This window comes from Trinickia dinghuensis (assembly GCF_003367175.1).
GTDB classification, from domain to species: Bacteria; Pseudomonadota; Gammaproteobacteria; order Burkholderiales; family Burkholderiaceae; genus Trinickia; species Trinickia dinghuensis.
The window spans coordinates 280,111-292,543 of record NZ_QRGA01000001.1 but is presented as its reverse complement, the minus strand read 5'-3'; the positions used below and the strand labels follow the sequence as shown (position 1 = coordinate 292,543).

General features: G+C 62.7%; 8 protein-coding genes. 6 read left to right on the top strand and 2 right to left on the bottom strand.

From position 1 onward, the window contains the following. Positions 1-82: 82 nt before the first annotated feature. From DWV00_RS01290 to DWV00_RS33565, 4 genes are all read left to right on the top strand, one after another. Positions 83-1,381 carry an SLC5/6 family protein gene (locus tag DWV00_RS01290; RefSeq protein ID WP_245964669.1) on the top strand — a complete coding sequence of 433 codons (1,299 nt, stop codon included), beginning with the start codon at positions 83-85 and terminating at the stop codon, positions 1,379-1,381. A 61-nt stretch (positions 1,382-1,442) separates the two neighbouring features. Continuing rightward, the gene (gene ggt, locus DWV00_RS01285; RefSeq protein WP_115531724.1) at positions 1,443-3,029 is read left to right on the top strand and encodes a gamma-glutamyltransferase; all 1,587 of its coding nucleotides are present in this window, start codon (positions 1,443-1,445) and stop codon (positions 3,027-3,029) included. 275 nt (positions 3,030-3,304) lie between these two features. Continuing rightward, on the top strand, positions 3,305-3,742 hold the full coding sequence (locus DWV00_RS33570) for a hypothetical protein (RefSeq protein ID WP_147297811.1): 438 nt from the start codon (positions 3,305-3,307) through the stop codon (positions 3,740-3,742). A 28-nt stretch (positions 3,743-3,770) separates the two neighbouring features. Then, positions 3,771-3,995 carry a hypothetical protein gene (locus tag DWV00_RS33565; protein ID WP_147297810.1) on the top strand — a complete coding sequence of 75 codons (225 nt, stop codon included), beginning with the start codon at positions 3,771-3,773 and terminating at the stop codon, positions 3,993-3,995. Positions 3,996-4,261: 266 nt separating this feature from the next. On the opposite strand, the gene DWV00_RS01275 is transcribed toward DWV00_RS33565, so the two are convergent. After that, positions 4,262-4,945, bottom strand: coding sequence for a TorF family putative porin (locus DWV00_RS01275; RefSeq protein ID WP_181885311.1), 684 nt, complete (start codon positions 4,943-4,945; stop codon positions 4,262-4,264). Positions 4,946-5,515: 570 nt separating this feature from the next. On the opposite strand from DWV00_RS01275, the gene DWV00_RS01270 reads away from it, so the two are divergent. Beyond that, on the top strand, positions 5,516-6,334 hold the full coding sequence (locus DWV00_RS01270) for a hypothetical protein (RefSeq protein WP_115531721.1): 819 nt from the start codon (positions 5,516-5,518) through the stop codon (positions 6,332-6,334). A 239-nt stretch (positions 6,335-6,573) separates the two neighbouring features. Beyond that, positions 6,574-8,046 (top strand): S8 family peptidase, encoded by a 1,473-nt coding sequence (locus DWV00_RS01265; protein ID WP_115531720.1) that lies wholly within the window; start codon positions 6,574-6,576, stop codon positions 8,044-8,046. A 16-nt stretch (positions 8,047-8,062) separates the two neighbouring features. Here the strand turns inward: DWV00_RS01265 and DWV00_RS01260 are convergent, their stop codons facing one another. Beyond that, a complete protein-coding gene (locus DWV00_RS01260) occupies positions 8,063-12,406 on the bottom strand; it encodes an ankyrin repeat domain-containing protein (protein ID WP_181885310.1) in 4,344 nt (1,447 codons plus the stop codon). Between the last annotated feature and the right edge of the window lie 27 nt (positions 12,407-12,433).

The window sequence follows — 12,433 nt, the reverse complement described above, 5'->3', positions numbered from 1 at the left end:
CCTGCATGGCTTCTGACCGCCATAGCACCTGTTTACACGAATCCGCAGAACACTGCGGACGCTCGCCGCTGAGGAGCTAGTGATGGAGATAAGTACGACAAATGAAAGTGTTATGTCTGGCCGCTCAGGTTGGAGCCGGCATGACACTTTGTGGGTATTCGGGATTTACGGTTGTTCGGTCGGGGGAGGTTCACTGTTTTGGCCGGTCGTGCTCGGCCTACACGGCTTCTGGCCAATGCTGATTCTTTCGTTGCTGGCGTTCCCGATTACCTATTTCCCATACCTTGCTCTTTCCCGATATGTTCTCGCGGGATCGGAGCGGGATGGTCACGACGGCAACATTCTCGACACGACCATCGAGTACTTCGGCCAGGGGTGGGGAAAATTTTTGACCACCACGTACTTCCTGACGGTGTTCCCGGGCATGATGATCTATACGATTGCCATGACGAACACCGTCATCGACTTCGCACGCGTACAACTTCACTACAACGGGTTGTCGCGTTGGGTTGTGGCGCCGATAGCGGTGGGCCTCCTGATGGTGATTGCCCGATACGGAACGAACGTAGTCGTGCGAGCGATGGGTTACATCGTCGCGCCGTTCATCATTTCGATCGTGATTTTCGGCTTCATGACCATGCCGCATTGGAATGGAGCGATGTTGGCGACAACATCAAACTTCGGTGGTGTGGGCACGCTTGCGATCAATACCTGGAAGGGCCTACCGCTTGCGGTGTTTGCGTTCAGCTTTACATCGATCACGTCTAGCTTCGTGGTCGCGCAGAAGCGGCAATACGGCGTGGACGCGGAGCGCAAGGTCTCCCAGATCATGTTCGTCGCTACGCTTCTTGCAGTTTCAACCATGTTGTTCTTCTCGTGGAGCTGCATCTTCGCGCTATCGCCGGCAGAGCTGGCCCAGGTGAAAGCGAGCAATCTCACGGTCCTGTCGTTTCTGGCCAGAAAATTTGACACGCCGCTGTTCGCGTTCGCATCGCAGTTGATCGTGTTTACCGCCATGATCAAGTCGTTTCTCGCGCACTTTTTGGCAACCGAGGAAAGCGTGCGAACTTTTGGGAAGACGTTGTTCAAGATCCCTGAGGCTAAGCTCCACAGCCCGAATTTCTCTCGCTTCGTCGTGCTCTTGGTATTCCTTCTTACAACGGCGTCTGCAATCTATAACCTCAACATCATTGATCTCATCACGGTTGCGCTGGTCCCGGTGAGCGTCTTTGTCGTCTATTTCCTTCCGCTATACGCGTTTAGAAAGATTGACTCTCTGAAGAAGTACAGTGGCCGTCCGACAAATCTGCTTATCGTCGCCGTCGGCGTGATCTGCCTTATCAGTGGCGTGACGTCGATCATCGATAAATTTGTTCATTGATCTCCAAATGCGGCGGTAGCAGGCTACCGCCGCGACCGAACTAGTGTGAGGTAGGCGAAGTATGCGTGATTTTCAGATTCCAGGCCGTTCCGTCGCTATAGGCACGTCGGGAATGGTGGCGACGTCGAATCCTCAGGCGGCTATGGCTGGGCTGGATATTTTGCGATCCGGTGGCAACGCTGTGGATGCTGCCGTGGCGATTGCCGGGATGCTCGCAGTGGTTGAGCCCACCCAAACCGGTATCGGTGGTGATTGCTTTGCCCTGCTGAAGAGACCTGGTCACAGCCCAATTGCACTCGATGGAAGTGGATGGGCCCCGCAACACGTCAATGTCGAAGAGGCCCGCAGATCGAGCTTGGGCGCGATTCCTCCGTCCAGTCCGCTCGCGGTCACGGTTCCTGGGGCTGTTGGCGCTTGGGAACGTCTGCTGGTGGATTACGGAACGCGTTCCTTTGCCGAGCTTTTGGTGCCGGCGATCGAAGCTGCCGAGTCCGGATACGTGGTGACGGAGCGACTGGCGCGCGATTGGGCACGGCAAACAGCAAAGATGACGGCGACACCGGAGGCAACTGAGCTTTTCATGGGGAATGGGATAGCGCCTCAAGCTGGCGACCGCCGCAGCAACAGAAAACTTGGATGTACGCTCAGGACAATCGCCCGACGGGGTGCGGAGGGGTTCTATAGCGGCTCGGTTGCGGAGGATATTGTCGCCTTTCTGCGGCGCCTCGGGGGCACGCACACGCTGGACGATTTTGCCGAGTTTTCCCCGACATACGTTGATCCCATTTCTGTTGAATACCGCGGCTACCGGCTTTGGGAGTGCCCGCCGGGTGGGCAGGGAGTAGTAGCCCTGCAGATCGCTGGGATGCTTGATCAGTTCGATATCTCGACGTTGGATCCGCTCGGAGGCGAGCGTTTTCATCTTCAGGCTGAGTTGTCGAGGCTCGCTTATGCGGAGCGGGACTCATTTATCGGTGACCCCGCATTCGGTCGTATTGACGTCGAAACGATGCTTTCCACAGCCTATCTAACAAGGCTCGCCGGAGCGTTCGATTCGAACACCCGTATCACTCATTTAATACCGCTACCTGTGCCCGAACACCGCGATACCGTTTACATTACGGTCGCCGACAAAGACGGCATGGTCGTTTCGTTCATCAACTCTATCTTCGATGATTTTGGGAGTGGCCTAGTAGCACCGCAGAGCGGAGTACTTCTACACAACCGGGGATGCGGATTCGTCCTGGACTATGGGCATCCCAATGTGCTCGAGGGTCGCAAGCGCCCAATGCACACCATCATTCCTGCGCTGCTCACGAAGGGCGACGACGCAGTGATGTCATTCGGCGTGACGGGCGGCCATTTCCAGCCCACCGGTCAGATACAGATCCTGTCGAACATCATTGACTACGGTATGTCCGTTCAGCAGGCCATCGAGTTTCCACGAATGTTCGCTCGGGGCGACTCCTTCGAGGTCGAACGAACTGTACCCGAAACGGTGAGGAATGATCTCGAACGCCGTGGGCACAAGGTCTCCTCCGCGGAGAATCCGCTCGGGACGTGTCATGCTATTTATGTTGATCGAGCAAGAGGCGTCTTTCTTGGCGGCTCGGATGGCCGCCGGGATGGCCTCGCGATTGGTTACTAGTTCCTCAGTTTCGATACGTCGAAGGTTCTGCGGCAACTTCTCGCCCCGCCCACCCTGCGCATCTGGCCGCGTTTTCACCGTCCTTCTACGCCGCGTCGCGGCGCGGCGAAAACCGCGCTTTGATCGAACTCCGAACTGTCCAGCGGAGCCTGCGTGGGCCGACGCAGTGTTGCCGCGGAGCCGGCCGCAGCATTCGGCATCGGTCGCGAACGTGTTGCGGCCGGCGTCCGAGGCCCTAGGGCAGCGCGAACCTGTCGGTCGAAGGCAAGCAATGGATGACGTCCGTCGAAGGCCTGCGTCGCATCGATGTGGTGGGGAATTCCAGCGTTTCGAAGGAATGCCGTGATGTCGGCCGGCAAGTCGTGGCCAAAGCTAAGAAAATTCGCAACGGCCGCGTTGAACGCATGCGGATCGATACCTGCGCGCCTCAGCGTTTCGAGCGGCGCGTGGCTCGTTTGTTCGCGTGGCGCCAAGCGAGCTTGGGCCGCTTGCGGCGGGGATGTCTCGCCACCCGCGCGTCTCAGGCCCGGACTCCTAGTCAGCCCTGCGGGCCGTGGCTGCGCGGCGGCCGGCATGCGCGAGCCGAGTTCGCTATGGATGCTATTGCTGAGCGCCAGCAACGGATGATTGAGGTTGAGCGCCATGCGCGAATCGAAGTCGAGCTCGGTGCTCACCCCCGCTTCATCGAGTGCCGCCCGGAAATGCGGGGGTAAAGCCTGGCCGAGCGACAGGTAGTTGCCAATGGCCTGGCGTAATGCCGGCAGGTCGACGCCGCGCGCTCTCAACGTGTCGATGGGCGCGCGTGCGGAAGTGCCGCGCGCCGGCGACGCGGTGGGCGAGGCACGTCGGGGCGGACTGCCGGAAGCGCTTCCGCTCGACGACGATTTGCGCGAGCGGCCGATGTTGCCGAGTGCCGCCCCTAGCGATCCCAAGAGCGAGCGATGTCGGGTATTCGACGATCCTTGATAGCCATTGCACGGCGTTTCATTGCCTCGCGGCGCAATGGGGGTAGCGGGGTTACTTCCGTTTATTCTCGGCATTTCGACTGACTCCCGTTCTCTTCCGCGTCTCGTACGCGTGCGCATCCAACTAGGTGGATGGAAGATAGGGAAGAAGGCGCTGGGGTTGCCGTGTATTCGACGAAATGCGAGGCAACTCGGCGAAATAAGTCGGCGCCGATCGGAGTGAGCCTGCCTGCGCGCATGACGCCTGCCGGAGGCGCACCGGCGGTTTCAAAAAGCCCAACTCACTTGCGCGACCCAGCGATGCACGAGCATCGGGCCGAATTGTGCTTCGATGCTCGCGGGGGCTTGCGTGCCGAAGTAGGCGAGTTGAACTTGGATCGATCGGTACTGGTAGTTCAGGCCGATGTCGTCGTAGAAGAAGCCGCTGCCGAGTCCCGCGTGCAGGTCGTAGTAGCCGATGCCGGCCGTCGCCGAGAATCCATGCGCGAGCGGATAGTGCCCGACAATGTTGTAGGTCAGCGCGAGCGTGCGGGGAGAACCGGCATACGAGGTATTGGGCGACGCGGTGACGGAGGCGAACACCACTTCTCGCCATCCGACTTCGAGGCCGGCCTCGTCGTATTCGAGCAGGGTCGCCTCGGGCGTATGGGCGAATTGGTAGTGCAGCACCATCGCCTGCGCGCTCCAATCGCCGGTGCGCCACCCGTAGCCGGCGTCGGCGACGAACTCTGCGCCGGTGGAAATGCCCGGGAATGGCCTGACTGTCCAGCCCGACACGCCCGCGAACGGACCCGTGCCGGGATACCAGTTCGCCGATACATCGACCGACGGATCGCCCTGACTCAGATCGATGCCGCGATTGAGCCTGTCGGTGGTGCCGCCCACTTGGAAATGCCACGCATCATCAGCCCATGCGGACGGCACGATGATCGCGGCTGCCAAGAGTGCCAAGAGTGGAGCCGCGCATCGCAACGCACGCGTCATGCGCGGCCGGACGGCCGAATACGAACGCCATCGCCATCGCGATCTCGTTCCCATCCGAAGCAACGCATCCTTCCAACCCATACTCGTGCCGGTTTCCTATCGATGAAGCCGGGCGCCGAAGTGTGAATCGGCCGTCAATCAGCCAATCGCAACGACCTTCACGGCGGAAGTACCCGAGCGTGAGGATGCTACCCCGGAATTATGGTCAAACGAATTATGGGTAAGCCCGATTGAGGATGTCGCGGTATTCATGCGCGACGTTCGGCGAAAAACCGCCGATCGCAGCGAGGGGTTTTGCGTTACCGACTCACATCTCCGCTTAGGAACCGGTGCCATCACCGGTTATTCGTCGATGGCATTCGGTTTTCGCCGTGAACGCGTAAGCCGCATCACCGTGGCGTTTATCTTCACGCGCAGAGCGACGCTTCTCCCTTGTTCCAGACACATCGGGATATCGGCCTTTTGCGCCGCTCGCGCGGCGGGGCCCTTCGCGCATGGTGTGCAGGGGTCGTCCCACTATTTGAGGAGATCAATACCATGAGCGTGAACGTTTCTACCAACGGCAATGCACAGAGTGCGTCACTCGATCTGAGCGCACCCGACTCGTTTTCTTCGCCCGATAAGGCCGTGGCGAACTACGACGCGATTTACGACTCGGCGCTGAAGTCGATTCAGCAGATGCTGCAGCAGCTTTTCGCGCAGGAAGGCCCGATCGATGCGGGCGGTGCCGATAGCAGCGATCAATCCGGCTCGGGGATGACGGCGCAAAGCGCGTCCGGCGCGCTGGCGTCCTATATGCACGAGAACGGCATCAACACGCTCGATCCGAATCAGCTCTATCAGATGGCGTACAACCCGAAGTCCGGTACGCCGTCGGCCGTCTCCGATGCGGCGAAGTTCATGCTCGAGAATCCCGACACGTTCAACCAGATCGAAACGCACGACGTGGCGGGGGCCGACGGCATCGCGGGCGTCAACGATTTCGACTGGGCGGCGCAGGGCGGATTGAGCAGCGCATCGAACGAGGACGACACGCAGTCCATGGACGATCCGATGGACCTCGACCCAACGGACGATTCGGGGGCGCCGATGGACGCGCAAAGTGCTTCGGGCGCGATGTCGGCATGCATGCGCGATCAGGGCAATTGGACGGTCGATCCGAACAAACTCTATCAAATGGCTTACAACCCCTCGGCAGGCACGACGCCTGAGGATTCGGCCGCCGCGAAGTTCATGCTCTCGCATCCCGACACCTACAATCAGATCGAAACGCACGACGTGGCGGGCGCCGACGGCATCGCCGGCGTCAACGACTTCGATTGGGCGGCGCAAGGCGGCTTGGATCAAAACGCCTGATTGATCTGACGGGTTTGATCGAATACCGGCACGGGCACGTTCGCAGCGTTGTCCCGCGCGCGGCCGGTCGCATTTGATATATTTCGTGCGCTCGGGTAGCAACGTTTTCGGCCGTTGTTGGTACTCACGGGTTGTCTAGCTTTGCTTATCCATCAGTCACCCGGAGACACGAATCCAATGACCCACCCTTTGCCCGGCACACCCTGTGTCGGCCGCGCATCCTCGAACGGGAGGCGGCCATGAGCATCGTCACCCGAGCGCGCTTCGCCGCGTTATCGAACTTATCGGAGCAGGTGAAAACCGCTGCCCGCCGCATCGCATCGGTGCGCGTTGCCGCGCTCGCCGCGGCCGTCCTGCCGCTCGCCGTCGCATGCAGCGACGTGCCGCTCGTTCCGCCGTCCAATGTCGAGATCGACCCGAGCGTGATGCGGCAGATCTACGACGACGGCGAGCGGATGATCGTCGTAGCCGTCGACAATCCGAGCGAGTCCGTGCCCATGCTGGCCGGCACGACGATCGGCGCCTACGATGGAGGACCGGGCTATGCGGCGTCCGACGGCGCACGCGCGACGATCGCCGCCATTGCCAGCGACTACAAACTCGAACAAGTGATGGCTTGGCCGATCGTGCCGCTGCAAGTGCACTGCGCGGTATTCGAGGTGCGCGACAGCCGAACGCGCGCGCAAGTGATCGAGCAGCTTTCGCACGACAAGCGCGTGAAGCTCGTGCAGCCCCTGCAGTCCTTTCGCACGGTCGGATCCGTGAGCAAACCAGGCGGCGAAGCCGGTGCCGGTGCCGCTTCCGCTATGGCCGCCGTCGCGCCCGACCCGAAAGACGCCGCGGCGCACGCTTACGACGCCAACTACGTCGATCTGGAACGCGGGTTGCGCGAGATCGACGCGCTCTCCGCGCAGCGGTACTCGCAAGGCGAGGGGGTGCGCGTGGCCATCATCGACACGGGGATCGATACGTCTCACCCGGGTCTAGCCGGATCGATCGCGATGCGGCGCGACTTCGTCGAGCAAGGCTGGCCGGCCTTCGATCGCGACGTGCACGGCACCGCCGTGGCCGGCGTGATCGCGGCCAATCCGAACGGCGGCCGCGGCATGGTGGGCGTCGCGCCGCGTGCGCGCATCCTAGCGTTCAAAGCCTGCTGGCAAGAGCCGTCGAGCGGCGGCCATGCGAACGGCGGGGCATCGACGTGCAATTCGCTGACGCTCGCGCAGGCATTGGCGGCCGCGATCGAATCGCATGCGAGCATCATCAACTTGAGCTTGAGCGGGCCGCCCGATCCGCTGTTGACGCAGCTCGTCCAATATTCGCTGAAGCACGGGATTGTCGTGGTCGGCGCCGTGCCGCCGAGCGGCGACATGCGTGCATTTCCCGTCGGTATCCCGCACGTCATCGCGGCCGATTACGCGGGCGCGAAGACGACGGCGCCCGTCGTCCGGGCGCCCGGACGAGACGTGCTGAGCTTGACGCCGGGCGGTCACTACGATTTCTTCACCGGTACGTCGTTCTCGACGGCATTCGTCTCGGGCGTGGCCGCGCTGATGCTTGCGGTCGATCCGAAACTCGACGCCGACCAAATCTATACCGCGCTCAAGAACAGCGCTCATGGCGATGCCGCGCGGCAAACCGTCGACGCTTGCAGCGCGCTCTCGGCGGTGTCCGGTGTGGTTTGCGGCGCAGTGGCAAGCCGCTCGCAATGAGCGGCGGTATCTTCGATCAATTCCCTTTGCGTTTGACCACGCGTTCCGCCTGTTTCAGCGCCGTTCGAGTCAAGGCGTAATCGCTCGCTCCACGTGCCGCTTTCGATCGATCGAGCAAATCGCGCACTGTCTCGCCGCGTTGGGGCTTCGCCAACGGGTTGAGGCTCGCGAGAAGCGCACGCTGTTTCCTGCGCCGGACCTCCAAGAGGGGATTGGCGCCCGCCGCGAGCAGCGCGCGAACCGAATCCGTCTTGCCGTCGCGGGCCGCGAGATGGGCTGCGGTTTCACTCGTGCCCGAATGCCGCGCGTCGACATCCGCGCCGTGCCGCACGAGCAATTCGATCATTCGCCGATCGCCGCTTCGGGCCGCCCAGTGAAGCGGCCGAGAGCCTGCCCGGTCCACCATATTGGCGTTGACGCCTGCGCTGAGCAGTTCAGCCGCCGCGGCTGTGTTTCCGTTCTCGCAGGCGAGATGAAGCGGCGTCGACCAGGCGTCGTCGTCGACGTTCGCCGCCACGCCGTGCATGCGCAGCGAACGGATCAGATCGGCATCTCCGGCCGCCGCTGCCACGTGCATCAGGTTCCAGCCGTGAAGCGGGTGCCGCCAGCCGGCATCCAGTGCATCGTGCTCGATGGCCTCGCGCAGTGTCTCGAGAAGCGGTGCCGCCTGTGCGGCGGAGCGCATTGCGCCGACGCCGTCGAGTTGTTTCACGAGTTGCTCTCGTAGCTTGCCGGCCTTGACGTCGACGCTCGGCGACGCAGCCTGCGTCTCGATGCTGGACGTCCCGCCGGTTCGTGGCAGTGAATAGTTCTTCTGCAGATCGATCGAGAAGAGGCTGTCGTCGCCGCTCGAGGAGAACGAAGCGCTAGGCTGCACGGCGCGCAGCGCTTCGAAATGATTCCCGAACTGAACGATGGCGATGGGGTGGGCGTCGGCGTGCTGCTGCTCGCTGCTGTCTCGCGGCGGCACCCGGAATAGCCCGACGTGACGGCCCGTGTCGTCGGGGCCGTCGACGATCTCCGGCATGACGAGGTTCAACGCTAGGCGCTTGCCATGGTCGCGTTGGATCCACTCCAGCAGCCGGACGACTGCGGGTTCGTCGGCGTGGAGCATCTCGGGTGCGCCGTCGTCGCGCATGATCTCGCCGTGTCCGTGCGCGACCAACGCGTCGCGGTAACGGCGCGCCTCGTCGGCCAATGCGCCTTCGTCCTCACGGCCGTAGCGGCCCGTCGCGTGCTGAAGCAGCGAGATGATGAGGCAGTTCAGTCCGTTGCCGCTGTTGTGGACGGCTTCGATGCCGTTTTCCGCGAGCCACGCCCGTGCGGCTCTTTCGCCGCCGCCCTCGCCCAGCGCGCTCAGGTAGGCGTCTGCCGTGGCGCGGCTATCGCGGCGGGGAGGAACGGCTTCGTCGAGAGGCGACAGGCTGTGCGCCTGCTCGCCGAACATGGGGATGCGCCTTACCGCGTCCGCCGCGGCTTGCAATGATGCTTCCCCGCGGTCGGTTTGGGCATCGGAAATGCGCGCAGGTATAGGCACGGGCACGGGCGCGGGCGTAGCCGTAGGCGCTTTCGCTACCAGTGGAGAGGCCGTTCGCGTTTCGTTGGATGCATCCCGATCGATCTCGATTTTGGCGCTACGCTCATTCGCGAGTGCAGTGAGCTTTTCGCGAACCTCGACGCTTTTCTTGTCGCCGAGCCGCGCTGCCTTGCGCGTGCGCGCGAGCGGGATTTGCGCGGCTGCCTGCACGAAGGGCGAAGCGACGGAGATGCCCGCGGCCTTGGCGACCATGCCCGCCTGCCGGCCCGCGAGTGCGGCTTTGGTGCGCAGCGGCGCTTGCTCCTGGCGCCACTTGTAGTACTCGGTGGTGCAGTCGAGCTTGCCCGATGCGATCTTGGCGCCGCCGATCGAGAACGTGATTTCGTCGGCGATGTCGGCTCGCGTTTCGAGTTCTCCAACCAGTCCGTCCAGCGCCTCGTCGAGTTCCTTGAAGTTCAGATTCGGAGTCTCGGCGGAGAACGCTTCGGCATGCGGCACGTCCAGCGCGAGCTTGACCGGATCGCCCTCGCGCGCGAGGACTTTGCGCAGGCCGTTCATTTCGGTTTTCTGGAAGCGGGCGCGCTCACCGGCCGAGTAATGGGCCGTAAACGGCGCGCTGCCTTGCGAGAGGGTCTGGCCGTCCTTTTGATCGCCGAAGTGCTGAGGCGGCAAATGGATGCCGTGGCTTTGCTCCACCACCTTGTCGATATTCAAGCCGAGTCCGGCCAAGGTGCCGGACGTATTGACGAGCGTGGCGAATGCCGTCGCGCCTCCCATCGTCATCGTGTAGCGCTCTTCCTCGCCGACGGTCATCGATTTCGCGAGTTTCGTCGCTTCCACCTGCTGGCGCCCGTCGCCCGAAAACAGCGCCTGCGCGTCGGGATTGCGGATCGCGGCGAGTGCACGCGCGGCCGAGCCGAGCTTGTTTTGCAGCTGCGGATCGTCGTCTTCGAGCTTGGCCGTCTCTTTCAGGCGTGCTTGCGCGGTTTCGAAGTTGATCCAGTCGCGTAGGCACGCCTTCAATTCCTGGCGTCTCCCGGCGACATGCAGCGTGCGTATCGAGGCCTGTCGTCCCAATTCGACCGGGGTGGCCTGCAGCTTCAGCAGCGAGCGCACCGAGGCGCTGACCTTCCCCAGCAACAGGCGGCCCATACTGTCGAAGCGCATTCGGTAGGGTGTCTTCCAGCCGTCGATGACGGTACCGGTATTGAAGAGGGCACCGTGGGCCTGCGTGAATTCGGCGTCTTGCGTTTCCTTACTCGCTTGCAATTGTTGTTGAAGTGCCGCCTCGAGCGCGCCGAGGCTCCGCTGGCTCTGCTCGTCGGCAGGCGCAGCGTCGAGCCGTTGCTGATGATCGTTCTTGATTTGCTCGGCAGATTGGGCCGTGCGCTTTCGATGATCGGCGTACGCCTCCCAGTTCCGCAGCGGCTGGAGATCGTCCTTCGTCGTATCCCCTTGTGCGATCGTCTCTAGCTGTTCCAGGAGCTTGCCGCGCGCTTGCGCACGCGTTTCGGGATCGCGCGAACGGCGTGCGCCGAGATAGGCGCGATAGGCATCGGCCCGCGCCTTTTGTTGCTTGGCGGCATTCCCGCCCAGCATGTCCATCGACTTGGATAGCGCCACGATGGCCCGCTTTGCCTTGGCCTCGCCGTCCTTGCTCGGGCCGCTGCTCAGCTGGTAGCCGGCGTAGACGAGGGCGCCCAGCCCGGCCGCCGCGGCCGTTGCGCCGAGCGTGACGACTGAACTCGGCGCGAAGATGGCGAGCAACGTCGCGGCCAGGGTTGCCGTGCCGTTGGCGTAACTCCCGTACAGCGAGATCTCGTTGCCGCGAAACTCGATCTTGGCGCTCTCCGAGGCCGCTTTATAGGTCGACTTCAACTCGCTGCGCAAGCAGAAGGCGGCGAAGGCAATACTCATGTCTTCGCAGGCGGTGCGAAGCTGCTTGTCGGCCTGCTGCTGCTCGGCGGACCCCTCCGGCGCTTGCGGCCGGTCCTCGGTCGCTTTCTCGAGCGCCGCGAGCGCGGATTCCATTGCGCTCACGTCGTCCTTGATTTTGCCGAGTTGGGTCACCAGCTTCGCCGATGCGCTGATGACGCTCGGCCCCGCCTTCGCGCTGGGCGCCGCATCGGCCCGGCCGAGAGGCATCAGTTCCTCGGTCCCCGAGTTGCGAAACCTCAGCTTCGCCGACGTGAACGCGAGCCGGCTATTGATGGTCGTCAGCAACAGCTGAGCACCATAGAGCGCGAGCTTCGCGTAGGGGTGCGCCGCGACCGCATACTGCAGCGTGCTCGCCGTGCCGTTGATCGTCGAAGCGACGACTGCCCGCTGGCGATGCAACCCGCCGAGTCCCGTTTTCTTGAAGCTTTCGAGTATGTCGCGCAGCTCGTCATCGGAGGCGCCGATCGACCTCAGGAACGACTCGACCATGGCCTCGTAATAGGCGTCCTTTTTCGAGCCCTCCGGCAGCAATCGCTCGGCCTTTCGATCGGCGGGGATGGCCTCGGGATGCGTGCGCTCGAAGTTCAGCGCAAGCAAGCGTGAAAGCTGCGGGATCGATACGTCGCGGACGAGATTCTTGCGCCAGCCTTCGCAAATCTCGAGCGCGGTGCGATCGCTCCAGCCGTCAACCTTGAGTGCCGGCGTCTGAGGAATCTTGCGCATGTTGACCATTTGCTCGAAGCGCTCCTTGACCGTGCCGCGAGCCGGGCGCGCCGAGGCAGGAGGGGCCTGAGTTCGGGCCGTGTTCGAGACGGGGCTGTGCGCTTGCGCGCTCGTGGATTCGTCGACATACGGCAACGGCGCGGTCCGATCGAGGCGCGGCATGGTTCTCTCCGAGGGGGCAGCGGGTGC